23 protein-coding genes are annotated in these 24,074 nt (G+C 68.8%); 4 read left to right on the forward strand and 19 right to left on the reverse strand.

All coding sequences use genetic code 11. The features are described from left to right. Positions 1 to 30: 30 nt before the first annotated feature. From BU28_RS0109265 to BU28_RS0109275, 3 genes are all read right to left on the reverse strand, one after another. On the reverse strand, positions 31 to 2,655 hold the full coding sequence (locus BU28_RS0109265) for a DNA translocase FtsK (RefSeq protein WP_028719234.1): 2,625 nt from the start codon (positions 2,653 to 2,655) through the stop codon (positions 31 to 33). Positions 2,656 to 2,657: 2 nt separating this feature from the next. After that, positions 2,658 to 3,851 carry an aminotransferase class I/II-fold pyridoxal phosphate-dependent enzyme gene (locus tag BU28_RS0109270; protein WP_028719235.1) on the reverse strand — a complete coding sequence of 398 codons (1,194 nt, stop codon included), beginning with the start codon at positions 3,849 to 3,851 and terminating at the stop codon, positions 2,658 to 2,660. A 120-nt stretch (positions 3,852 to 3,971) separates the two neighbouring features. Further along, entirely contained in the window at positions 3,972 to 5,294 is a 1,323-nt protein-coding gene (locus tag BU28_RS0109275) for an amidase (protein WP_028719236.1), read from the reverse strand. 116 nt (positions 5,295 to 5,410) lie between these two features. On the opposite strand from BU28_RS0109275, the gene BU28_RS0109280 reads away from it, so the two are divergent. Beyond that, positions 5,411 to 6,637, forward strand: coding sequence for an FAD-dependent monooxygenase (locus BU28_RS0109280; RefSeq protein ID WP_028719237.1), 1,227 nt, complete (start codon positions 5,411 to 5,413; stop codon positions 6,635 to 6,637). Positions 6,638 to 6,744: 107 nt separating this feature from the next. Continuing rightward, on the forward strand, positions 6,745 to 7,320 hold the full coding sequence (locus BU28_RS0109285) for a LolA family protein (RefSeq protein WP_028719238.1): 576 nt from the start codon (positions 6,745 to 6,747) through the stop codon (positions 7,318 to 7,320). A 3-nt stretch (positions 7,321 to 7,323) separates the two neighbouring features. On the opposite strand, the gene BU28_RS0109290 is transcribed toward BU28_RS0109285, so the two are convergent. The 6 genes from BU28_RS0109290 to BU28_RS0109315 all read right to left on the reverse strand — a co-directional run bounded on the left by BU28_RS0109290 (position 7,324) and on the right by BU28_RS0109315 (position 11,890). Then, positions 7,324 to 7,905: a transglycosylase SLT domain-containing protein gene (locus BU28_RS0109290; RefSeq protein WP_028719239.1), complete on the reverse strand. Its 582-nt coding sequence runs from the start codon at positions 7,903 to 7,905 to the stop codon at positions 7,324 to 7,326. 127 nt (positions 7,906 to 8,032) lie between these two features. Further along, entirely contained in the window at positions 8,033 to 8,908 is an 876-nt protein-coding gene (locus BU28_RS25370) for a hypothetical protein (RefSeq protein ID WP_143809685.1), read from the reverse strand. A 107-nt stretch (positions 8,909 to 9,015) separates the two neighbouring features. Continuing rightward, on the reverse strand, positions 9,016 to 10,062 hold the full coding sequence (gene modC, locus BU28_RS0109300; RefSeq protein WP_028719241.1) for a molybdenum ABC transporter ATP-binding protein: 1,047 nt from the start codon (positions 10,060 to 10,062) through the stop codon (positions 9,016 to 9,018). Further along, positions 10,059 to 10,739, reverse strand: coding sequence for a molybdate ABC transporter permease subunit (gene modB / locus BU28_RS0109305; RefSeq protein WP_028719242.1), 681 nt, complete (start codon positions 10,737 to 10,739; stop codon positions 10,059 to 10,061). Before modB ends, modC begins: the two co-directional genes overlap by 4 nt. A 5-nt stretch (positions 10,740 to 10,744) precedes the next feature. Beyond that, positions 10,745 to 11,491: a molybdate ABC transporter substrate-binding protein gene (gene modA / locus BU28_RS0109310; RefSeq protein ID WP_051578081.1), complete on the reverse strand. Its 747-nt coding sequence runs from the start codon at positions 11,489 to 11,491 to the stop codon at positions 10,745 to 10,747. 57 nt (positions 11,492 to 11,548) lie between these two features. Further along, positions 11,549 to 11,890 carry a winged helix-turn-helix domain-containing protein gene (locus BU28_RS0109315; protein WP_028719244.1) on the reverse strand — a complete coding sequence of 114 codons (342 nt, stop codon included), beginning with the start codon at positions 11,888 to 11,890 and terminating at the stop codon, positions 11,549 to 11,551. Positions 11,891 to 11,993: 103 nt separating this feature from the next. Here BU28_RS0109315 and BU28_RS0109320 point away from each other — a divergent pair, with 103 nt between their 5' ends. Next, positions 11,994 to 13,175 carry an acetyl-CoA C-acyltransferase family protein gene (locus BU28_RS0109320; RefSeq protein ID WP_028719245.1) on the forward strand — a complete coding sequence of 394 codons (1,182 nt, stop codon included), beginning with the start codon at positions 11,994 to 11,996 and terminating at the stop codon, positions 13,173 to 13,175. A 53-nt stretch (positions 13,176 to 13,228) separates the two neighbouring features. Next, on the forward strand, positions 13,229 to 13,396 hold the full coding sequence (locus tag BU28_RS25375) for a hypothetical protein (protein ID WP_155992528.1): 168 nt from the start codon (positions 13,229 to 13,231) through the stop codon (positions 13,394 to 13,396). Here the strand turns inward: BU28_RS25375 and BU28_RS0109330 are convergent. The 10 genes from BU28_RS0109330 to BU28_RS22510 all read right to left on the reverse strand — a co-directional run bounded on the left by BU28_RS0109330 (position 13,386) and on the right by BU28_RS22510 (position 23,990). Further along, the gene (locus BU28_RS0109330) at positions 13,386 to 15,686 is read right to left on the reverse strand and encodes an FdhF/YdeP family oxidoreductase (RefSeq protein WP_028719246.1); all 2,301 of its coding nucleotides are present in this window, start codon (positions 15,684 to 15,686) and stop codon (positions 13,386 to 13,388) included. The genes BU28_RS25375 and BU28_RS0109330 overlap by 11 nt on opposite strands. Then, positions 15,683 to 16,774: a catalase family protein gene (locus BU28_RS0109335; RefSeq protein WP_028719247.1), complete on the reverse strand. Its 1,092-nt coding sequence runs from the start codon at positions 16,772 to 16,774 to the stop codon at positions 15,683 to 15,685. Before BU28_RS0109335 ends, BU28_RS0109330 begins: the two co-directional genes overlap by 4 nt. 144 nt (positions 16,775 to 16,918) lie before the next feature. Beyond that, a complete protein-coding gene (locus tag BU28_RS0109340) occupies positions 16,919 to 17,872 on the reverse strand; it encodes an ornithine cyclodeaminase family protein (RefSeq protein ID WP_028719248.1) in 954 nt (317 codons plus the stop codon). A 50-nt stretch (positions 17,873 to 17,922) separates the two neighbouring features. Continuing rightward, a complete protein-coding gene (locus tag BU28_RS26270) occupies positions 17,923 to 18,111 on the reverse strand; it encodes a pyrroline-5-carboxylate reductase dimerization domain-containing protein (protein ID WP_233144946.1) in 189 nt (62 codons plus the stop codon). A gap of 6 nt (positions 18,112 to 18,117) precedes the next feature. Then, complete coding sequence (locus BU28_RS22505; RefSeq protein WP_233144945.1) at positions 18,118 to 18,705, reverse strand: pyrroline-5-carboxylate reductase family protein; 588 nt, start codon at positions 18,703 to 18,705, stop codon at positions 18,118 to 18,120. A 15-nt stretch (positions 18,706 to 18,720) separates the two neighbouring features. Further along, the gene (locus BU28_RS0109350) at positions 18,721 to 19,746 is read right to left on the reverse strand and encodes a quaternary amine ABC transporter ATP-binding protein (RefSeq protein WP_028719249.1); all 1,026 of its coding nucleotides are present in this window, start codon (positions 19,744 to 19,746) and stop codon (positions 18,721 to 18,723) included. Further along, positions 19,739 to 20,626, reverse strand: coding sequence for an ABC transporter permease (locus tag BU28_RS0109355; protein ID WP_028719250.1), 888 nt, complete (start codon positions 20,624 to 20,626; stop codon positions 19,739 to 19,741). The genes BU28_RS0109350 and BU28_RS0109355 overlap by 8 nt, the downstream gene beginning before the upstream one ends. Positions 20,627 to 20,694: 68 nt before the next feature. Further along, complete coding sequence (locus tag BU28_RS0109360; protein ID WP_028719251.1) at positions 20,695 to 21,693, reverse strand: ABC transporter substrate-binding protein; 999 nt, start codon at positions 21,691 to 21,693, stop codon at positions 20,695 to 20,697. Between the two features lie 103 nt (positions 21,694 to 21,796). Next, positions 21,797 to 22,429, reverse strand: a complete 633-nt coding sequence (locus BU28_RS0109365; protein ID WP_028719252.1) for a TetR/AcrR family transcriptional regulator — start codon at positions 22,427 to 22,429, stop codon at positions 21,797 to 21,799. 121 nt (positions 22,430 to 22,550) lie between these two features. Beyond that, positions 22,551 to 23,990: a sensor histidine kinase gene (locus BU28_RS22510; RefSeq protein ID WP_051578082.1), complete on the reverse strand. Its 1,440-nt coding sequence runs from the start codon at positions 23,988 to 23,990 to the stop codon at positions 22,551 to 22,553. Positions 23,991 to 24,074: the final 84 nt, after the last annotated feature.

The raw sequence follows: 24,074 nt of genomic DNA on the forward strand, positions 1-24,074 counted from the left end.
CCCGGCCCCGGAAACGGCGCTGGCGCGGGATCAGACCTCGGGGACCAGAACCTCGCGCTTGCCGACGTGGTTCGCCGGGCTGACCACGCCCTGCTCCTCCATCTGCTCGACCAGCCGCGCAGCCTTGTTGTAGCCGATCGCCAGCTTGCGCTGGATATAGCTGGTCGAGCATTTGCGGTCCTTGGCGACGATGGCGACGGCCATGTCGTAAAGCTCGGCATCCCCGCCTTCGCCGCTGGACAGGCCCAGCACCATGTCGATGCTGTCGGCCTTTTCCTCGTCCGGGCCTTCGACCACGCCGGCCATATAGCTGGGAGGACCGAAGGATTTCAGATGGTTGACGATCTCCTCGACCTCCTCGTCGCTGACGAAGGGACCGTGGACGCGGGTGATGCGCGACCCGCCCGCCATGTACAGCATGTCGCCTTGGCCCAGCAGTTGCTCGGCGCCCTGCTCGCCCAGGATGGTGCGGCTGTCGATCTTGGAGGTGACCTGAAAGCTGATCCGGGTCGGGAAGTTCGCCTTGATCGTGCCGGTGATGACATCGACCGAAGGCCGCTGCGTCGCCATGATGAGGTGGATGCCGCTGGCCCGCGCCATCTGCGCAAGCCGTTGAATGCACGCCTCGATTTCCTTGCCCGCGACCATCATCAGGTCGGCCATCTCGTCGACGATGACGACGATATAGGGGAAGGTCTCGGGCTGGAACTCCTCGGTCTCGAAGATCGGCTCGCCGGTGTCCTCGTCGAAGCCGGTCTGCACGGTGCGCTTGAACATCTCGTCCTTGGACAGCGCCTCGCGGACGCGGCTGTTGTAGCCCTCGATGTTCCTGACGCCCATCTTGGACATCCGGCGATAGCGCTCCTCCATCTCTCCGACGACCCATTTCAGCGCCACGACCGCCTTCTTCGGGTCGGTGACGACCGGCGACAGAAGATGCGGAATCCCATCGTAAACAGACAGTTCCAGCATCTTGGGGTCGATCATGATCAGCCGGCACTGCTCGGGCGTCAGCTTGTAGAGCAGGCTCAGGATCATGGTGTTGATGGCGACCGACTTGCCCGAGCCGGTGGTCCCCGCGATCAGCAGGTGGGGCATCTTGGCCAGGTTCGCCACGACCGGCCCGCCGCCGATGTCCTTGCCAAGCGCCAGCGGCAAGGGCTGGGTTCCGTCGGCATAGGAGGGCGCGGCCAGGATCTCGCGCAGCACGACCTTTTCGCGTCGCGCGTTCGGCAGTTCGATCCCGATGACGCTGCGCCCCGGCACGGTCGAGACCCGCGCCGACAGCGCCGACATCGACCGCGCGATGTCGTCGGCCAGCCCGATCACCCGGCTGGCCTTGAGCCCCGGCGCAGGCTCGAGTTCGTAGAGCGTGACCACGGGGCCGGGCCGGACCTCGGTGATCTGGCCCTTGACGCCATAGTCGTCCAGCACCGCCTCGAGCATGCGGGCATTGTCCATCAGCGCCTCCTCGGACAGCTGGTGGCGCTCGACGGTGGTGGGGGCGGTCAGCAGCGACAGGGGCGGGTGTTCGTAATGGCCCAGGGCCTCGCGCGCGGGCGAGGCCTGCGGCCGGGGCGGCGCGCGGCGGGCGGCGGGCGGCGCCACGGGCGCGGCATGGGGGTCATGCCCGTCGCCGTCCTCGTCCTCGTCCTCATCCTCGTCGTGGCGGGGCAGGGGCTGGGCCTGTCCGCCCGTCAGCCGCGCCGTCACCGCCGACAGGACCGAAGGCTTGGGCGCGGCCGGCTCGGTCCGGTGGCGGATCGCCTCGTCGATCCGGCTCGATATCGCCTCGTCCGAGGGGGCCTCGTCGTCGTCGGGGTAATGCGGCTCGGGCTCGACCAGTTCGGACTGGGGCCGGATCACGGGCGAGCGGGGCGGCGGCACAACGCGGCGGGCGGGCCGGGCCGCCTCGTCGGGCAGGACGGCGTCGCCGGCGCGGGCCGTGCGGTCGCGCCGCGCCTCGGCCTTGGTCCTGATGCGCTGCGCCGCGCCCGAGGACAGCCGCGCGCCCCGGTCCACGCCATGCAGCGCCAGCAGCCGCGCGGTCGCGAGCCCCTCCCGCAGGAAGCGGCCGATGGCGCCCAGCTCGCGCTTGTCGAAGCCCAGCACGAAGGCCATGAAGCCTGCGGCGGCGGCGGCCGTCAGCAGCGCCAGCACCTTGATCGCGATCGAGGCCTTGACCGGCATCACCGACAGCATGGCGCCCATCAGCATGTCGCCCAGGTGCCCGCCCAGGCCAAAGCTTTGCGTCCAGCCCGGTGGCGGCGCCATCGAGGTCGCATAGACCGAGACCAGCACCATTCCGATGGGCAGGAAGATGCCCCGCATGATGCGTTCCTCGCCCCGGTGCAGCATGAAGCGCAGGCCCCAGGCGACGGCGCCCACGACCAGCACCCAGGTGCCATAGCCGGTGATCATGAACAGCGCCGAGGCGACATAGGCGCCCGGCCGGCCCAGATAGTTCTGCGCCGGCTGGTCGGTCGCCGACATGAAGCTGGGGTCGTCGGGCGTATAGCTGACCAGCATCGCCGCGATCAGCAGGCCCAGCACGATCAGCCCGGCACCCAGCAGTTCCTTGCCGCGCCGTTCCAGCGCCGCCTGGGTGGATTGATCGAACAGCGGATCGCGGTGTTTGGCCTGCCAGCTCGCCATGATTAATCCCCTTGATACAAACAGGTTTTCAGGCGGTTCAGCGCCGCCTCGGTCGGGCCGGCCGGATCGACCAGCGCGACGCGGATGTAATTCTGCCCCGGGTTGCCCTGGTCGGTGTCGCGCGACAGATAGGCCCCGGGCAGGACCTGGATGCCGGCCTGGGTCCACAGCGTCTTCGCCGCATCCTCGCCGGTGCCGACCGATTCGGGCACGCGCAGCCACAGGAAGAAGCCCCCCTGCGGCGGCCGATAGCCGGGGACATTGCCCAGCACCCGGTCGGCCACGGCATATTTGGCATGATAAAGCGCGCGGTTTTCCTCGACATGCGCCTCGTCGTTCCAGGCGGCCGCGCTGACGCGCTGCACAGGCAGCGGCAGGGGCGCGCCGGAATAGCTGCGCAGGCGCCGCAGCTGGCCGATCTGGGCCGGCCCGCCCGCCGCGAAGCCCGACCGCAGCCCCGGCAGGTTCGAGCGTTTGGACAGCGAATTGAACATCACCACCCGGTCGGGCAGCCCCATGCGGGTGGCCACGGCCAGCGCCCCGGGCGGCGGGGCGTCGCGCCAGATCTCGGAATAGCATTCGTCCGAAAAGACCAGGAAATCATGGCGATCCGCCAGGGCGATCAGGTCCTCGAGATAGGCGTCGTCGGCGACCGAGCCCTGCGGGTTGGCGGGCGAGCACAGATAGGCGATGGCGACCCGGTCCAGCACGGCCGGGTCCAGATCGCCGTAGCGGGGCAGGAACCCCGTCGCTTCGGTTGCGGGGACAAAGACCGGCTCGGCCCCCACGGCGGCGGCGGCCACGGCATAGACCTGATAGAACGGGTTCGGAATCAGGATGGCGGGGCGCTGGCCGGCCTTCGTCTCGGGGCAAAGGGCCAGGGCCGCGTTGAACAGCCCTTCGCGCGTGCCGTTCAGCGCGGTGATGCGGGCGGGCTCGACCTCGATGCCGTGGCGGCGCCGGATCCAGCCCGAAATCGCGGCCAGCAGGTCGGGCGTGCCTTCGTTCGGGGGGTACTTGCCGAATTCGGCGATGCTGTCGGCCATGATGCGGGCGGTGAATTCCGGCACCGCATGGCGCGGCTCGCCGATGGTCATGACGACCGGATCGGCGGCGGGGGACAGGCCCGAAAGAAGCGTTCGCAAGCGCGGGAACGCATATTCCGGCAGGTTCGAGAACCGCTCGGGTATTGCCATGACTGCCTCTCGAACGGGGTCGTAGCGCCCCGTTTTCCGGGCAAAGATACCGGCAAACCCCCCATGCGTCCAGAGATTCACGGACCGAAAACCCCCGGCCCGGCCCCGAAGGCCGCGGTTTCAGCGCAGCGCGGCCTCGGCCGCGGCGGCGGCGACCAGCAGCGCGCGGTCGGCACGCGGCGCGCCCATCAGCATGATGCCGCAGGCCGGCTGTCCGGTCGGCAGGGTGACGGCGGGCAGGCCCAGAAGGTTCGCGATGCGCGTGTTGCGCAGGGTCAGCAGGTTCTCGGTCGCGAAATAGGCGCCATCCGTCAGCAGCCTTTCGGTGTCGGGCGGCAGGATGGGGGCGGTCGGCAGGATCGCCGCGTCGAAACCCGCCGCGACCCGGGCCCAGTCCGCGCGCAGCCGCCCCAGCCGGTCCCAGGCGGCGACGTAATCCGCCGCCGTCACGTCCCGCCCGCCCCGGAAGCGTTCCAGGATCGCGGGATACATCAGTTCCGGCGCGTCCTCGATCTGGTCGCGCCAGAGGCCATAGGCCTCGGGGGCGAACAGGGTGGGCGACAGCGCCAGCGCCTCGGCCACACAAGGGGGCTGGGCATGGGTGATGCGCGCGCCCGCGCGCGCCAGCCGCGCCACCGCATCCTCGAAGGCCGCGACCGGTCCCTCGCGCGCCTGGTCGAAGGGCGCGCCGTCGATCACCAGAAGCCGCAGGTGGCGGGGCGGGCCGGACAGGTCGGGGGCCGGCTCGCCGCGCAGGGTAGCGAAAAGCTCGGCGCAGTCCTCGACCGTGCGGGCGATGGGTCCGGCCACGTCGAAGCGGCGGCACAGCGGCACCATGCCCTCGGCGCTGAGCGCGCCCATCGAGGGCTTGAAGCCCACCAGCCCGTTCCATGCCGCGGGCACCCGGATCGAGCCGCCGGTGTCCGACCCCATCGCGGCCGCCGCCAACCCCAACGCGACCGACACCGCAGCGCCCGAACTGGACCCGCCGGGCGCCAGCGCAGGGTCGATGCTGTTCGGCGGCGTCGCCGTCATCGGGTTCACCCCCAGCCCGGAAAAGGCCAGTTCGGTCATGTGGGTCTTGCCCAGGCAGACCAGGCCCTGCAGGGTCGCCGCCGCCAGGATCTGCGCGTCGCGCCCGGGGATGCGCCCCGTCAGCAGGCGCGAGCCCGCCTCGGTCGGCTGGCGGGCCATGTCGAAATTGTCCTTCCAGTTGATCGCCACCCCGTCCAGCAGGCCGCGGCGCAGCCCGGCGCGGGCCCGGTCATGGGCGGCGATCGCCTCGGCCCGGGCGCGGTCGGCGGTGGTGCGGGCATAGATGCGCCGGCCGTAGGGGTGGCGGGCGATGGCGTCCAGATAGGCCTCGGTCTGCTCGACCGGGCTGGCCAGGCCGGCCAGGATTGCGCGGCCCTGCTCTGCCGCCGATGCCTTGAGCCAGTCCATGCCGCGCCTTTCGATAACCTGCCCGGCCCAAGGCTAGCCCCTGGGCCGGTGCGCTGCAATGGCGCAGGCCCCAGATGCCGCATGGACATTGCCGGCGGCGGCGGCATAGTGCGCGCATGGACATGGATCATGACATCGTCGTCGCGGGCGGCGGGCTGAACGGCCCCGCCCTGGCGCTGGCATTGCAGGGCTGCGGGATGCGCGTGGCCGTGGTGGACGCACGCCCGGCCGATGCGCGGGGCACCGCGGGCTTCGACGGCCGCGCTTATGCGCTGGCGCTGGCCTCGCAGCGGCTGCTGGCCGCGCTGGGGCTGTGGAGCGAACTTGCCGGCAGCGCCCAACCCATCCTGAAAGTGCAGGCGGTGCAGGGCGCGCCGGGCGAGGGGGCCGACCCCTTCGGCCTGCATTTCGATGGCGCCGAGATCGAGGAAGGCCGCCTGGGCTACATGCTCGAGGACCGGCATCTGTATCGCGCCCTGGTCGGCGCCATGCGGGACCGGGGGATCGCGCACCTGCCCGGGCTGATGGTCACCGGGCAGGACCCGGGGCCCGCAGGGGTGACGGTGGCGCTGTCGGACGGGCGGGCCCTGCGCGCGCGCCTGCTGGTCGGCGCCGACGGCCGGCAGTCGGGGGTCGCGGCGCGCGCGGGCATCCGGCGGCTGGGCCATGACTACGGCCAGCTTGCGCTGGTCGCGGCGGTCGATCACGACCTGCCCCATCAGGGCACGGCGCATCAGCTGTTCATGCCGGGCGGGCCGCTGGCGATCCTGCCGCTGCCGGGCAACCGCAGCTCCATCGTCTGGTCCGAGCAGAAGGCCGCCGCCCAGGCGATCCTGGCCCTGCCCGAGGACGCGTTTCTCGAGGTGCTGCGGCCCCGGTTCGGCGATTTCCTGGGCGACATCCGCCTGGCCGGCCCGCGCTTTTCCTATCCGCTCAGCCTCAGCCTGGCCGAAACCTATGTCGCGCCGCGCGTCGCACTGGTGGGCGATGCCGCGCATGGCGTCCACCCCATCGCGGGGCAGGGGCTGAACCTGGGCCTGCGCGATGTCGCGGCCCTGGCCGAGGTGCTGACCCTGGCGCGTCGGCGGGGCGAGGACATCGGCACGGACCCGGTGCTGGCGCGCTATCAGGCGTGGCGCCGGCCCGACGCCACCCTGCTGGCTTTGGGGATGGACGGGGTGAACGCGCTGTTTTCCAACGCAAACCCGCTGCTGCGCGCAGCCCGTGGCTTGGGCCTGGGCATGGTGGACAGCCTGCCGCCCCTACGCCGCCGCTTCATGCGGCAGGCGGCCGGGCTGTCGCTGCAGCCGATGCCGCGCCTGCTGGCCGGCCGCCCGCTTTGACGCCCGCCCGCCCTGGCGGAACGTTCACGCCGCCGCGAGCGTTCGGGCTGCGCGCGTCCAAGCGAACGTGATGTGCAAGCCCTTCGCGAACCGCTATGATCCGGGACATGAACCTGAAATCGCTCGCCCTTGCGCCCGTCCTGTGCCTGGCCCTGGCCTTCCCCGCCCTGGCCGAGAAGATCCCCCTGAACGAGATCTCGCGCTATCTCAACAGCCTCAAGACCGCGCAGGCGGCGTTCACCCAAGTGAACCCGGACGGCAGCGTTTCGACCGGGCAGGTGTTCATCCACCGGCCGAACCGGGTGCGCTTCGAATACCAGGGCAGCAAGACGCTGGTCCTGGCCTCGGCCGGGCAGGTCGCGGTCTATGACGGCAAGACCCGCGGCGGGCCGCAGCAATATCCGCTGTCCAAGACGCCGCTGTCGCTGATCCTGGCGCCGAACATCAACCTGGGCAAGGCGCGCATGGTGACCGGCTATGCCGAAAGAAAGAACACCACCGTGGTCACGGCCCAGGACCCCCAGCACCCGGAATACGGCAATATCCAGATGGTGTTCACCGCAAACCCGACCCAGCTGCGGCAATGGGTGGTGACCGATGACGCGGGCAAGCGCACCACCGTGATCCTGGGCGACATGCGGACGGGGGTTTCGATCCCGCCCTCGAAGTTCGTCATCAACTAGGGCTCAGCGCCTGCAGCTCGCCAGCTGCATCTCGTAAAGCTGGGCCCGGGCGCCGACCTTGTAGGCCACATCCGTCAGCCAGGGCTTGCCGCGATGCGAGCCCTTGGCAAAGCCCGCCCGGCCTTCGTGATAGGCCAGGTATTGCGAGGCGGCGTCGCGCTTGGAAATGCCCAGGATGCGCGTCGAATCGTTCATGTACCAGCCCATGAAATCGGTCGCGTCGCGGATGTTGTCGCGCCGCGCGCCGCGATTGCCAGTCGAACGGCGATAGTCGTCCCAGGTCCCGTCGATGGCCTGGCTGTAGCCATAGGCCGAGCTTTGCCGTCCCATCGGGATGATCCCCAGCGCATAGCGGTGCGGGGTGCGGGCGTCGCCGATGAATTTCGATTCCTGGTGGATGGTGGCCATCTGGACGTGGATCGGCACGCCCCAGCGCTGCTCGGTCTGCCGCATCGCACGCATATAGGCCGGGCGTTCGGCCGCGATGGCGCAGGCGTTTTCCAGATTGCGCGGCGCCTTGTAGCTGCCGCCGCCGCCGCACGAGGCGACCAGCCCGACGATCGCGAGCTTGAGAAACCTGTTCATGACTGCCCCTCATTGTCTTTTTCCGGGGATGTTAGCCCGGCAAAGGGGGGTGGCGCAAATGACAAAGGCTCGATTTTGCGCGGGAAGGCGCGGGGCCTCAGGCCGTTGCGGATCGGGACATGCTGGCCTACTTCGACGCGTTGATCAGGGCTTGCAGTTTCGCATGCCGCTCGTCTGCATCCGCCTTTCGGATCATGTCGTTGTGCAGTTGAGGGATGCCCCCGTCCACATTGGCAGCGTTGTATTCGTCCGCCGAATAGGCGGTGCCGTCCGAGCCATACAGCGTGATCTCGCCCTCGGCCGAGACATCCATGATCTTGCCCAGCGTGCCGTGGGTCAGGCTGAAGCCCTCGAACTTGCCTTGGTAAGCAGCGGCGGTCACCGAGGCCGAGTCGAAGCTGAACATGCCCGCCAGGGTGACGGCAGAGCGTTCCATGTTAAGTACATCGACTTCGGAGGTATGGGGAATGACTGTATTTGCACTGATCGACGCCTGGCTACCAGCAAGGTTGACGTCTGGGTGACTTTTGGCCGTGTCGGCCGTCCGTGCCGCCCTAGCCATCAAGTCGGTTGCGTAGTGATAGGCGTTTGCCATCGCATCCCGACGCGAGAGGAAGTTCGCATCGCTCTGGGGTGCCGTAGTGCCATGAGGAACGCTGTCTCCGGCACTGATGAAGTTGCCCTCGAAAACCATACGGGAGTCCGTCTTGGCAGGATTCATTACTTTTTCATGGCCGGTCGCCTCGGACGCCTTCGGATCGAAAGGGCTGATCGAACCGTTCAGCAGTCCTTCGTGAACCTCGTAAAGACGGTCAAGCTGGGCAACCGCCATCGCAACCTCCGGTGGCTCATCACTGCCGGGCACATAGCGGTCATTCGAACTGGGCGCTGCTTGAGCCTTCGATGCGGCGACCGCATCGTCCACCGCCTTTGCCGGCGTCGAAAGCGAGGCCTGGTCATTCTTCAGGATCGTCAGGGCAATGTTGGCCGAGGACACATTCATCGGGACACCTACGCTGTGCGGAGACTATGGACAACCACCAGTGGTAACGTAAGACCGCCCTGCCGCCAAAGGCATAGTGCCTCAAATTGCGCGGAAGCCGGCGCGGGTCAGCTCGGCAGGACCGAGACCGACTTCACGATGGCGTGGCAGGGGCTTCCCGGTTTCAGGCCCAGGGCCTGGACCGAGCGGGGCGTGACCTGGGCCAGCATCCGCTCGGGGCCCAGGGACAGTTGCACAAGCCCGCCGTCGATGCGCGTCACGGTGGCGGGCAGGGTGTTCAGCGCCGACAGGCCCTGCGGCGGGTCGCGCGACAGGATCACCTCATGCGCCAGGATGCGCAGCCGCAGCGCGTGGCCGGGCCGCGCCTCGATCCCCGGCAGCAGCATCGGGCCGGCGGCGGTGGCGACGCGGACCAGCCCGTCGGGCTCGGTCGCCTCGACCCGCGCCGCGATCAGCGCCCCGGCCTCGCGCGCGCCCAGCCGGGGGGCCAGGTCGGGGTCGGCCAGCAGTTCGGCCAGCGGCCCGCTGTGGACGGTGCGGCCGGCCTGCATCAGCACCACCGTATTGGCCAGCCGCAGCACCTCGGGGACGGAATGGCTGACGTAAAGGATCGGCAGGCGGACATCGTCGCGCAGGCGTTCCAGCCAGGGCATGATTTCGGCCTTGCGGTCCTCGTCCAGCGCGGCAAGGGGCTCGTCCAGCACCAGAAGCGCCGGGTCCGACAGCAGCGCCCGGCCGATGGCGACGCGCTGGCGCTCGCCCCCCGACAGCGTCGCGGGGCGGCGGTTCAGCAGAGCGCCCAGGCCCAGCATCTGCACGACGCGGTCGAAATCCCGCGCGGCGTCGCGCCGCCAGCGCGCAGAATAGCGCAGGTTCGCTGTCACCGTCATGTGCGGAAACAGCCGCGCGTCCTGGAACACGCAGCCGATGCGGCGCGCCTGCGGCGACAGGTCGGTCTGGCCGTCGAACAGCACCCGGTCCCCCAGCGCGATGCGGCCACGGTCGGGGCGCAGAAGCCCCAGGATGGCGTTGATCGTGGTGGTCTTGCCGCAGCCCGAGGGGCCGAACAGCGCCGTCACCCCGGGCGGTGCCTGGAACGCCACCTCCAGCGACAGGCCGGGAAAACGGTGGCGATAGGCGACGGACAGGCTCATCGCGCCATCCGCCGTGCCAGGAATTCCGACACCAGCACCGCCGCCAGCGCGATCGCGACCGAGATCAGCACCAGCCGCATCGCCGGCCCCTCGCCCGAGGGGGTCGAAAGCAGCGCATAGATGGCCGAAGGCATGGTCTGGGTCTGGCCGGGGATGTTCGACACGAAGGTGATGGTGGCGCCGAATTCGCCCATCGCCTTGGCAAAGCCCAGCGTGACCCCGGCCAGCAACGCCGGCAGGATCAGGGGCAGGGTCACGGTCAGAAAGATCCAGGGCCGCGGCGCCCCCAGGGTGGCAGCGGCCTGTTCCAGGCGCGGGTCCACCGCCTCGAACCCCAGCCGGATCGAGCGCACCATCAGCGGAAAGGCCATGATGGCGGCGGCCAGCGCCGCCCCGGTCCAGCGAAAGGCAAAGACGATGCCCAGGGGCTCCAGCTGGCTGCCGATGGGCCCGCGCGTGCCCATGCTCACCAGCAGCAGATAGCCGGTGACCACCGGCGGCAGGATCAGGGGCAGATGCACCAGCCCGCTGAGCAGGTCATGGCCGGGAAAGCTGCGCCGCGCCAGCAGCCAGGCGATGGCGATGGCGAATGGCAGGCTGACGAGCGTCGCCACCAGCGATACCCGCAAGGACAGCGCGACGGCCTGCCATTCCTGCGGTCCCAGCCAGTCCCACACCGGCCTTATTCCGCGACGGTAAAGCCCTGCGCCTGAAAGATGGACCGCGCCGGGTCCTGCTTCAGGCTGTCCAGGAACAGCTTGGCCTGCGGCGTGTCGGCGGCCTTGGTAACGGCGGCGGGATAGGTGATCGGCGCGTGGCTGTCGGCCGGGAAGGTCGCGACCACGCCGACGCCCTTTTCGGCCACCGCGTCGCTGCCATAGACGATGCCCAGCGGCGCCTCGCCGGTGGCGACCAGCTTCAGCGCGGCGCGCACGTCGTCGGCCTGGGCGACCTGGCCCTGCACCTTATCCCAAAGGCCCAGTGTGGTCAGCGCCTGCTTACCGTATTGCCCGGCGGGCACCGAATCGACCATCGCCATGGCCAGCTTGCGCTTACCCAGCAGGGTCGGCAGGTCTTCGACCGGCGCGGCGGCCGGCTGGCCGGTGCCGACCAGGACCAGCGTATTGCCCAGAAGGTCCAGCCGGGTCGCGGCGTCGATATCGCCCGATGTCTCGACCGCGTCCATCCACTGGCTCGAGGCCGAGATGAACAGATCGGCCGGCGCGCCCTCCTGTATCTGCTTGGCCAGTTTCGAACTGCCGGCATAGGAAATCACCACCGTATCGGCGTGCGACTTCTGCCAGTCGGCGGCGATCTGATCCAAGGCGTCCTTAAGGCTGGCGGCGGCAAAGACGGTGATCTCGTCGGCCTGGGCGGCGGGGGGCAGCGCGACCAGGGCGGCGGCGATCAGGGATTGGAACAGGCGCATGGTGGGCTCCATTATGTTTTGCCCGACATAACCAGCCGCGGCGGCGGGCGGCAAGCGTTATTTCCGGGCCAGCATATCCCGCAGGGCCGCAAGCTGCGGCGCGCTGCGCACCAGCGATTCCAGCGCGCGGTATTCGCCCAGCACGGCGCGCCCCAAGTCGGTCAGCCCCGCCCCGCCGCCGCCCGCGCCGCCGCGCGCGCTTTCGACCAGGGGGGCGCGGAAATGGCGGTTCATCTCCTCGACCAGGGCCCAGGCGCGGCGATAGCTCATCCCCAGCCGTCGCCCGGCGGCGGAAATCGAGCCCTCCTCGGCGATGGCCTGCAGCAGGTCGGCCTTGCCCCGGCCAAAGGTCAGGCTGTCGAAATGCAGGCGCAGGCTGAGACGGGGATCGTTTTCCATGCCGCCATTCTTGGCCGAGGACGCGGCGTAGGCAAGCACCTCGGGGGCTTTGCGGGGCTGGGTCCGCGCGCTAGCCTTGGAAAACAGCCAAACGGGGGGAACCATGCCTGAGACCGAAATCGTCATCCTGTCCGGGGCGCGGACCGCCATCGGCACCTTTGGCGGCAGCCTGGCGGGGATCCCGCCGATCCAGCTGGCCGCGACCGTCACCCGCGCCGCCATCGAACGCGCCGGCATCGCGCCCGCGCAGGTCGGCACCGTGGTCTTTGGCCATGTCCTGAACACCGAGCCGCGCGACATGTACCTGTCCCGCGTCGCCATGCTGGACGCGGGCGTGCCCGACACCACGCCCGCCATGAACGTCAACCGGCTGTGCGGATCGGGCGCGCAGGCCATCGTTTCCGCCGCGCAGGCGCTGATGCTGGGTGACGCCGATTTCGCCGTGGCGGGCGGCGCCGAATCCATGAGCCGCGCGCCCTATGCCATTCCGGCGGCGCGCTTTGGCGTCAAGATGGGCGACGCGCCGATGCTGGACATGATGACCGGCGCGCTGACCTGCCCGATGGGCACCGGCCACATGGGGGTGACGGCAGAGAATGTCGCCCGCGAACATGGCATCTCGCGTCAGGCGCAGGACGAATTCGCGCTGGAATCGCAGCGCCGGGCCGCCGCCGCCATCGCCGAGGGGCGGTTCCGCGACCAGATCGTTCCCATCGAGATCAAGACCCGCAAGGGCGTCGTGGCCTTCGACACCGACGAACACCCCAAGAAAACCTCGCTGGACAAGCTGGCGGGCCTGAAGGCGGTGTTCCAGCGCGACGGCACGGTCACGGCGGGCAATGCCTCGGGGATCAACGACGGCGCGGCGGCGCTGGTGCTGGCGCGGGGCGATGCGGCACGGGCGGCCGGGCTGACACCCGCGTTCCGGCTGCTGGGCCACGCCGTCGCGGGCGTGCGCCCCGAGGTGATGGGCATCGGCCCGGTCCCGGCGGTGCAGGCGCTGCTGGCGCGCACAGGGCTGGCGGCGGGCGATTTCGACGTGATCGAGTCGAACGAGGCCTTTGCGGCGCAGGCGCTGGCGGTGAACCAGGAACTTGGCCTGGACCCGGCGCGGGTGAACCCGAACGGCGGCGCCATCGCGCTGGGTCATCCGGTCGGCGCGACCGGCGCCATCATCACCCTGAAGGCGATGGAGGAGTTGCGCCGCACGGGCGGGCGCCGGGCGCTGGTGACGATGTGCATCGGCGGCGGGCAGGGCATCGCCCTGGCGATCGAGCGGATCTGACGGAACGCGCGCGGCCTGCGCGGCATTGCCTTTCTTTCAGGAAAGGACCAGCCATGCCCGAGGACAGCATCCCAGACGGGGACAAGGACCAGACCACGCGGCCGTCGCAGCGCAAGGACCACAAGCCCGGCGATCCGATCCCCGAGTCCGGCACGGCGCGCCAGCCGCTGTACGACGGGACGGATTCGCCCGCCCCGGCCAGCGGCGATCCTACGGAATAGGCTCGATCCGCACGGTCGCGCCCTTGTAGGCCGGGGTTTTCGAGGCGAGATCGTACCGGTCCAGCGGCACCAGGACGTTCGCCTCGGGGTAATAGGCCCCGACGCAGCCGGCGGGCAGGTCATAGGGCGTGACCCGCAGCCCTTCCAACCGGCGGGAAATACCGTCGTCGCTGACGGTCACAAGGGCCACGGTCTGATCCTCGGCAAGCCCCGCCTCGCGCATCTGGTCGGGGGCGATCAGCAGGCGCAGCCGTCCTTCCAGCCCCCGCAGCCGGTCGCGGTCGGCATAGACCGTCGTGTTGAACTGGTCGTTCGACCGCAGCGTGATCAGGGTAAAGTGGCCCGGCCCAGGTTCGTCCCCAAGGGCGGACAGCGCCGGAGGCACGGTAAACTCGGCCTTGCCGCTGTCGGTCTGCCAGTCGCGTTCGCGCGCCGCATTGCCGCGATAGAACCCGCCGGGCGTGAACAGGCGGTCGTTGAAATCGGCGAACTGGTCGGGATAGATCCGCGCGATCAGATCCCGGACCAGGCCATAGTCGCCCACCCAGTCCTGCCAGCGCACCTTGGGGTTCGGCTCCAGCGTGGCCTGGGCAATGCCGGCGATGATCGCCGGTTCCGAAAGCAGGTGTTCGGACGCGGGTTTCCGACGGCCCAGCGAGCCGTGGATATGGCTCAGGCTGTCCTCCATCGTCACGGCCTGAGGCCCGCTCGCCTGAACGTCGCGCTCGGCCCGCACCAGACAGGGCAGCAGCCAGGCACCTTCGCCCACCAGCACATGGCTGCGGTTCAGCTTGGTGGCGACCTGCACGTTCAGCTCAAGTTTTTGCCACAGGTCGTCGGCGCGGCCCTGGTCGGGGATGGCCCGGGCGAAATTGCCCCCCAGGCTGAGAAAGCCGCGCAACTCGCCGTCCAGCAGCGCCTGCACCACCTCGACCGTGGTCAGGCCGGTGTCGCGCGGCGGATCGAAGCCAAATTCCTCGGCCAGCTTGTCCAGGGGCACCAGGTCCGGCTTTTCCGAAATGCCGACGGTGCGCTGGCCCTGCACGTTGGAATGGCCGCGCACCGGGCAGATGCCCGCCCCGGGCCGGCCGATGTTGCCGCGCATCAGCAGCAGGTTCACCAGCATGGCGATACTGTCGCTGCCGTGCACATGCTGGGTCAGGCCCATGCCATAGACGCCGATGCAGCATTGCGACCGGGCGTAAAGCGCGGCGACCTCGGCCAGGTCGGCGCGGGGCAGGCCGCAGGCGGCCTCGATCTCAGCCCAGTCCAGCGCGCGGACCCAGGATTCAAAGGCCGCGAAATCATGGCCGTGCCGGGCGATGAAGGCGCGGTCGATCACCGGATCCTGGTCCGAGGGGTTTTCATCGTCGAGCGCGAACAGGTGCTTACAGATCCCCGCGATCGCCGCGATGTCGCTGCCCGCCCGCAGTTGCAGGTAGATGTCGGAAATCGGCGTGCCCGAGCCCTTCAGCAGCTCGGCCGGGTTCTGCGGGTTGGCAAATTCCAGAAGCCCGCGTTCCCGCACCGGGTTGAAGGTGACGATGCGACAACCCCGCCGGGCCGCCGCCTGCAAGGGATGCAGGAACCGCGGGCTGTTCGAGCCGGTGTTCTGGCCAAAGAACAGCAGCATGTCGCATTCGTCGAAATCCGACAGGATGCAGGTGCCGACCGGGCTGCCAATGACCTTCTTCAGCCCGACGCTGGTGGTCTCGTGGCACATGTTGGAGCTGTCGGGCAGGTTGTTGTGCCCGTAAAGCCGAGCGAACAGCGCGTACAGGAACGATGTCTCAAGGCTGGCGCGGCCCGAGGCGTAAAAGACCGTGGACCTGGGCGGCAGGCGCCGCAGCGCCGCGCCGATGGCGGCGAAGGCCTCGTCCCAGGTGGTTTCCACATAGCGGTCGCTGGCGGCGTCATAGCGCATCGGATGGGTCAGCCGGCCCTGCGCCTCAAGCGCGTGATCGGACCAGCCGCGCAGTTCGGACAGCGGATGCGCGGCAAAGAAATCCGGGCCGCAGCGGTCCTTGGTCAGGTCCCAGATGGTAGCCTTGGCGCCGTTCTCGCAGAATTCGGCCAGATGCGGCGAGGCGGGCTTGGCCCAGGCGCAGGAGGTGCACATGTGCCCGCGCGGCTTATTCTGGCGCCACAGCGTGTCCAGCACGCCCAGCGGCACCCGCTTGCCCCCCAGGTGGCGCAGGACGCTGCGGACCGAACCCCAGCCGCCGGTCGGATGATCGTAATGCGGCGTCGTCGGGTCCTGTTCGCGCTGCGGACGGTCGTGCTCGGTCATCGGTCGCCTTCCTGCAATCCGTGGATCGGGCAGCCGTTCGCCTCGGCCCGGAAATGGGCCGAGTAGCGATAGGTTTCCCGGCGCGCGCGGTTGACGCTGCCCAAAGGACGATGCGCCACGATGCCGTTCCAGGGGCTGAAACGCATCCGGTCGTCGGCCTGCTCGACGGCCTCGGCGTCCCAGCTGTCCTGCCGGGGCAGATACAGCGTCGCCACCTGGACGAAGGGCGCCTCGGCCTCGTCCCACAGGGCCGAGGCATCCTCGATGGGCTGGCGCTCGGGGGCGCGGGCCAGCTGCACCTCGAAGGCCCATTCGCCGTCGATCCCCGCCATCTCGCGCCTGATCTGCGCGCGGATCGGGTTTTCGGCGGCGCCCATGTCGACGGGCTTGCCGGTCAGCGCCGTCAGCGCCGGCGACAGCGGCCGCAAGCGGAACTTGGCGACATGATCGCCATAGCGGAACGGGGTGGCGCTGAAATAGGTCTCGCCCAGGGGGTCGGTCTGGGGGGCGCCGCCCATGCCCGCAAGGGCCGTGCTTTCCAGCCCCACCATGCCCAGGGCGGCATTCACGGCCTGCAGCGTCTTCGACAGGGCGATCTTGGCCCCTTCGGCGCGGTCGGTCGTCGCCGCCAGCAGTTTCAACTGCCCGGCGAAATCCTGCGCCCGGGGCACGGCAAAGACCGGGCCGTTGATCATCAGAAAGTCCTGCGCGCCGTCCGAATCCACATCAAGGCGCGGTCCCGGGACATTCTCGACCTTGAGCGCGATACCGCGCGGCAGCGCCACCGTGTCGCTGAGCAGGTCGCCGGGATTGGTCGAGATGCGCAGCCAAGCCGGGTATTCGCCGGGCTGGGCGAAAATCCCCTGCGCCAGTTCCGGGGGCAGGGTGGCGTCGACCACCAGCCGGCCCTGCAGAACGGCATGGGCCTTGGCATGGACGCCGCGCACGGCATGGCCATAGTCGCGAAAGGTCGTGGTCAGGATATGGCGAAAGGACTGGATCAGATCCTCGACCGTCGCCGCCTCGCGGGCGGGGTCGACGGTTTCCAGATCGTCGCTGTACCGCAGCGGGGGACGGTCAGGACACATGGCGCACCCCGGGGGCTGTCACAGGGGTGCCCGGCCTGGCGAGCGGGGGTCGGAACATCGGTCTCTCCGCATGACTGGGTCGCAGAGTGAACCCGGCGGCGGGGCAGATGTTCCGGCAGGCGGCAAAAACCGCCCGCGCGGCCGTCAGGCAGAGGCCATGATCCGCGCGATATGGGCCGCGATCATCAGGTCCAGATGGGCGCCGCCGCCGTTCTTGTAGATCGTGATCTCGTCAGGGCTTGCGCGGCGCCGCGCGTCAGGCCTCACCAGGTCGTAAAGATCGCCCAGGACATGGTCTGGCGCGATCACACCCGCCGCCATGGGGATGGCGAGTTCGCCGATATGGCCGATAGTGGTGGCCCGGCTGTCCACGAAGAGCGCGCCCCTGCGGATCAGGTCGTCGTCGGCCTCGCGCATGTCGGCCTTGTAGGCGCCGATCAGGTCCACATGCGTCCCCGGCCGGACATGCCGGCCCAGGATGACCGGCTGTCGCGCCATGGTGGCCGAACTGACGATATCGGCCCGGGCCAGCGCACCGGGCAGGTCCTGGGCCACGGCCAGCCGCGCCGGGACATCCGCCAGCCGGGCGACCAGCGCCTGGGCCTGTTCCGGGCGGCGCGCCCACAGGGTCACCTCGTCGATCCCCGGCAGGGCGGCGGTATAGGCGCGCACCAGGCTTTCGGCCACGGTCCCCGCCCCCACCACCAGCAGGCGGCGACTGTCGGGGCGGGCCAGCAGGCTGGCGCCCAGAACCGAATCTGCCGCCGTCTTGAATTCGGTCACCAGGCGGCTGTCGATGATGGCCTGAAGGCTGCCGGTGTCGGGCGCAAAGACCAGCATCGCGCCCTGCACGGTGGGCAGGCCGCGCGCGGCATTGGCGTCCAGCACGGTAAAGCACTTCGCCCCGTATCCCAGCCCCGGGATATAGGCCGAGCGGCTCATCATCGTGCCTTCGGGTGGGCCAAGGAAACTGTCGCGGATCTCGGCCGGGGCCATGGCATGGCCCTGTCGGATCGCCTGGACGGCATCGGGCCAGGTCAGGCGCGGCGCCGCCTCCTCATAGAACACCAGCTGCGGCCTGGATGTTGCGTCCGTCATCGAATGATCCCCTTGCCTGATAGTCCTGCCGCCTTCCGCCGGGCGCGGCCCTAGTCCTGGCCCAGCCGGCGCGACGCCTCGGTCGCGGCGGCCAGTGCCCGGCGCAGGGCGTCGTCGAAGCCCGCGGCCTCGGCGGCGTCCAGCCCGGCGGCGGTGGTGCCGCGGTAATCGCGATAGGCGGCCAGGAACTGCGGCGCCTCGGCGATGCGGCCGGCCAGCATCTGCGCGCCGCCGACCACGGCCGCCTAGGCCGCGCGCCAGGCGACGGCGTCCTCGACCCCCTGGTCGCGCATGAAGCCGGCCATCGCCACCGCCATCAGCGCCGGATAGGCCGCGCCCGAGCCGGGCAGGGCGGTCATCAGGTCGATCTGGGCTTCCTCGGCCAGTTCGTCCGTGGTGCCGATGGCGGAGAGAAGCCGCCGGACGGTGTCGCGATCCTCGGCGGTGACGTCCGGCGCGGCCCAGAACGGCGAATAGGACGCCCCCAGTTCCGCCGCCGCGTTCGGCATGGCGCGGACGATGCGCCCGCCGCAGGCGGCCAGCCGTTCCCCCCGCACCCCGGCCATGAAGGACACGACCAGCCGTCCCTGCGCCTGCAGGCCCAGGCCCGCCCAGTCGCCCGGCCGCACCGAGACGACGATCACGTCGCTTTGCCCCGCCAGATCGGCCACGTCGCGCGCCCAGACCACACCGCGATGGCCCTGGTAATCGGGCCGGGGCCCGGTGCGGTTCAGCGCGATCAGGTTTTCCGGCGCCACGATCCCCTGCGCCAGAAGCCGCCCGCCCAGGGCCGAGCCCAGCCAGCCGGTCGCCCCGATGATTCCGATGCGCATCACGTCTCCCTGTGCCTAGCGCCCAGCCTGGGCCTCGATCGCGGCGCGGAAGGGCAGCCAGCCCACCACCTGCCCCGCGCCGCCCTGGACCAGCAGGCCCTGGGTCTGGTTCGCGGCCATCAGCTTCAGCGCCTCGGCCAGCGAGGCGTCGGCGCGGATCGTGATCCCGGCCATCGGACTGCCGGCGGGGGCGTCCATCACCGCCTCGACCCTAAGCACCTTGCCGCGGTCGACATGCTGGACGAAGTTCGCCACATAGTCGTCGGCGGGGTTCAGAACGATATCCTGACCTGTGCCCTGCTGGATCACGTTCCCGTCGCGCAAAAGCGCGATGCGGTCGCCGATGCGCAGCGCCTCGTCAAGGTCGTGGGTGATGAAGACGATGGTCTTGCGCACTTCTTTTTGCAGGTCCAGCAGGACCGTCTGCATGTCGTAGCGGATCAAGGGGTCCAGCGCCGAATAGGCCTCGTCCATCAGCAGGATCGGGGCGTCGTTGGCCAGCGCGCGGGCCAGGCCCACCCGCTGCTGCATGCCGCCGGACAGCTGGCTGGGATAGCTTTTCTCGAACCCCTTCAGGCCGACCCGCTCGATCCAGCGCATCGCGGTGCGGTAACGCTCGGCCTCGGAAATGCCCTGGACCTCAAGCCCATAGGCGGCATTGTCCAGGACCGTGCGATGCGGCAGCAGGGCGAATTTCTGGAACACCATCGCGGTCTTGTGCCGGCGGAAGGCGCGCAGCGCCTCGGGCGCCATGGTCACGACATCCTGGCCCTCGATGACGATCTGGCCGGCGGTGGGCTCGATCAGCCGGTTGATGTGGCGGATCAGCGTCGACTTGCCCGAACCCGACAGGCCCATGATGACCTGGATGCTTCCTGCAGGGATCGAGATGTTGATGTCGCGCAGGCCCAGGACGTGGTGATGGCGGGCCTGCAATTCGGCCTTGGTCATGCCGCGGCGGACGGCATCGACATGGGCCGCGGCATGGGGGCCGAAGATCTTGTAAAGGTTGCGGATCTCGATCCCGATGGGTTCAGACATGGCTGGCCTCGCGGTGTTTCTGCAGGCGCTGGCCCCAGGCCTGGCTGATGCGGTCGAACAGGATGGCGATGCCGACGATGGCGAAGCCGTTGAAAAGCCCCAGCGTGAAATACTGGTTCGAGATCGCCTTCAGCACCGGCTGGCCCAGGCCCTGGACGCCGATCATGGATGCGATGACGACCATCGCCAGCGCCATCATGATGGTCTGGTTGATGCCGGCCATGATGGTGGGCAGGGCCAGCGGCAGCTCCGCCTTGATGAGCTTTTGCCAGCGGGACGAGCCGAAGGCGTCGGCGGCCTCGAGCACCTCGCGGTCCACCTGGCGGATGCCCAGGTTCGTCAGCCGGATCATCGGCGGCAGCGCATAGATCACCACGGCGATCAGCCCCGGCACCCGGCCGATGCCCAGCAGCATGACCACCGGGATCAGATAGACGAAGCTCGGCATGGTCTGCATCACGTCCAGCACCGGGTTCAGCACCGATTGCACCCGGGCCGAACGCGACATCAGGATGCCCAGCGGCAGACCGATCAGGATCGACAGCAGGGTCGAGGCAAAGATCATGGACACGGTCTTCATCGTGTCCTCCCACATGCCGAACATGCCGATCAGCACCAGCGTCACGACGCTGCCGATCACCACGCGAATGCTGCGGCTGGCGCCCCAGGCCAGGGCGGCGACGACCGCCAGGATGATCGGCCAGGGCGTGTGTGTCAGAAGCCGTTCGGACCAGCTGAGCAGCGTCTGGAGCGGGCTGAACAGCCCCTCGATCACATCGCCGTAACTGCGGGTAAAGCTGCGGAAGCCGTCGTCGATGACCTTCTTGAGGTCGCGCAGGAATCCGTCGTCAAGCTGTGGAAATGAGGTCAACCAGGACATGGTTTGCCGTCCGCCTGTGGGCTGAGTGGGGAAGGGGGTCGGGCGGCCGCGCGGCCGCCCGGGCGCGATCAAAGCGCGGACTTGATCTTTTCCGCCGCCTCGGGGCTGACCCACTGGGTCCACATTTCTTCATGCGTGCGCAGGAACTCGCGCGCGCCTTCCTCGCCCGTGGCCTGGTTGTCGGTCATCCAGGCCATCATCTTGTTGACGGTGTCGTTGCCCCAGCTGCGTTTCTTCAGATAGTCCAGAACGCCCTGATCGGCGTCCTTGGCGAAGTCGCTGGCGATCAGCGTGAACACGTTGTCGACCGGGAAGGCGTTCGGCTTGGGGTCGGGGCAGTCCGCGACCGAGGTGCAGCGCTTCCATTCGGCCATGTCGTTGGCCATGCCGAAGTCGACCGGCACCATGTCGTACTTGCCCAGCATCGAGGTCGGCGCCCAGTAGAAGCCCAGCCACGGCGCCTTTTGTTCATAGGCCTTGGCCATGGACCCGTCGAGCCCGGCCGCCGACCCGGTATCGACCAGGGTAAAGCCGTGCCCCTCGATGTCGAAGGCCTTGGCCAGCTGGGTGGTGACGATGGTGCCGCCCCAGCCCGCGGGGCCGTTGAAGACCGCGCCCTTGCTGGCGTCCTCGGGGGCGGGGAACAGTTCGGGATGGGCCAGGATCTCGCTGATCTTGTTCAGGTTCGGATGTTCGTCCAGCATGTAGCGGGGGATGAACCAGCCCTGCTGGCCGCCGTCCGACAGAGAGCGCGCCATTTCGACGATCTTGCCGTCCTTGATGCCCGCCGCGACGATCTCGGGCATCAGGTCCACCCAGGCCTCGGGCACGATCTCGGGTTTGCCCTTTTCCACCAGCGAGGTGATGCTGGGCACGGTGTCGCCCACGACGATCTCGGCGTCGCAGCCATAACCCTCGTTCAGGATGAACTGGTCGAGGTTCGCCATCAGCTCGGCGCTTTGCCAGTTCATGCTGGCGATGGTCAGGTCGCTGCAATCGGCCAGCGCCGGCCCGGCCAGGACGGCAAGCGGCATGACGACTGCGGCGGAAAGGGCTAGGCGTTTCATGGTTTCGTTCTCCCTGACGCGACATATGTTCTTGCTGCCCGGTCGTCGCGGGACCCGGGTGGCTGGCCGGGGCGCGTGCCCCTGCATCGGTAACGATCCGCTCTTAGGTCGGCGGGTTGGCCCGCAGCCGGGCAGCGAACCGCGCCATTTCGCGCGGCTCGGGGTCTTCTCCGGTATAGATCCCGACATAGGTGGGAATCCGTGCGATCCGGGTTTCCATGTTCTCTTGTGCGCGCATCGAGATATAGCCGATTTGCGTCAAGTAGATGGTACGGGCGCGCACATCCGCATCAACGGCGGCATGGCCCCAGCGCGCCAGCATCCGGCGCAGCGCCTCGAGCCGGGTTTCGTCGGCGGCGGCGACCCGGCTAGCCACCTCCTGATCCTGCAGGGCCCAGCTGCGCACCGCGAATTCCAGGCGCGAATCGAAGGCGTCGCCCAGAAAGCAGGCCAGCACGTTCAACATCGATTCGGCCTGGGAATCGGCGTATTCCTGCGTCGCGGCGACCAGGGGGCCGGTGGTCCGCTCCTCCCAGCCGTCGATCAGGGCCTGCAAAAGCGCCTCGCGGTCCTCGAAGAACCAGTAGAAGCTGGTGCGCGACAGCGCGAGCTGCTTGGCCAGCGGCTGGATCCGGACCGCGTCGATGCCGCTGTCGATCAGCGCCTGATAGCCGGCCTGAAGCCAGCCTTCGCGCGATCCGCGCCACCCGGTTTCGACTGATGCACCCTTGACCATGCGCCAAGGTTAACCCGGGTGGCAGGGCAGGCCAAGAAAAATGTGCGTCTCTGACCGAGGAATGTTCATCGGCATGTTTTCTGATCGACACCGATGAACATTGGATCGACCAGCCCGCCGGTCAGTGCCCGCCGCCGCCTGCCGCCCGCCGCACCGGGGGCGTGGTCGCCGGTTCCCCGCCGGGCATGACGACGCCGACCAGTTCGGCGCGGATGTCGCAGCACAGTCCTTCGGGCGCATAGGTCAGGGTGACGGCGCAGTTCCGCGTTCCGTTCAGCCCGGCCTCGATCAGCGCGGTGCCCGAGCCGGTGCGTTCGGGTTGAGAGACGGGCGGGCCGCCCGATTCCTGCCAGACCAGCCGAAAGCGGTTCCCCTCGACCTGCCATTGGACCAGCACCCGCCCTTCGGGGACCGAAAGCGCGCCGTATTTCACGGCATTGGTCATCAGTTCGTGCAGGATCAGCGACAGCGACAGCGAGGGCTTGGGCGCGATATGCACCGACGGGCCGTCGCAGGTCAGCCGCTTGTCCGACTGCCCGGCCTGCAAGGCCGTCACGCTGCGCATCAGCTCGTCCACCGTGGTGCCCTGCACCTCGCCCGAGATGATGGCGTCATGCGCGCGGCTGAGGACGGCAATGCGGTTCATCACCGCCTCGCGCGCATCGTCCAGGTCCTCGGCGGCGCGGAAGGTCATGTTCACGATGGCCATGACCAGGGTCAGCTGGTTCTTCAGCCGGTGGGCCAGTTCGTGGTGCAGCCGGTGGTGTTCGGTCACGTCCAGCGCCTGGACAAAGATGCCGCTGACCTCATCCTCGGCCCCCGGGATCGGGTAATAGACGAAATCCAGGATGCGGTGCTCCAGCGGCTGGTTCGGGCTGCGCTGCAGGTCGATCTGATGGGACCGGCCGTGATAGGGCCTGCCGCTGGCATAGACCTGGTCCAGAAGCTGGATGATGCCCTGGTCGACCACTTCGGGCAGGGCCTCGGCCACCGTCTTGCCGGTGACGCCGCGATTGCCGGTCAGAAGCTCGTATTCCGCATTGGCGAAGGTGAAGCGGTGGTCCGGCCCGCTGGTGACGGCGACCGCCCCGATGGCGTTTTCGAAGATGTGGCGCAGGCGGTCCTGTTCGCGCTGCAGGCGCCGGCGCTGCATGACCTCGGTCGTGGTCTCGTTGCAGGCGCAGAACATGCCCAGCACCTCGCCCGCCGCATTGCGGACCGGGGTATAGGAAAACGAGAAATGCGTCTCCTCGGGATAGCCGTTGCGGTGCATGATGAAGCCGATGTCGTCCATCGCGGTGCTGATGCCCGCATAGGCCGCGTCGATGATCGGCTCGACCTGGTCCCAGATGTCGAACCACAGGTCCCGGAACGATCCGCCCAGGGCCGCCGGATGGCGCAGCCCGCACATCTTGGCATAGCCGTCGTTGTACAGCACCGTCTGTTCGGGTCCCCAGACGATCAGCATGGGCTGGGTCGAGCCAAGCGCGATGCTGACCACGGTGCGCAATTCGGCGGGCCAGCGTTCGGGCAGGCCCAGCGGGTTGGCCGACCAATCCATCCCCCGCATCAATGTCCCACATTCGCTTTTGCTGTAAAGCACGGGCGGACTCCTGAGGCTTGCAGAACAAGCACTTGCCGGTGT

The organism is Paracoccus yeei ATCC BAA-599 (assembly GCF_000622145.1).
GTDB lineage: Bacteria > Pseudomonadota > Alphaproteobacteria > Rhodobacterales > Rhodobacteraceae > Paracoccus > Paracoccus yeei.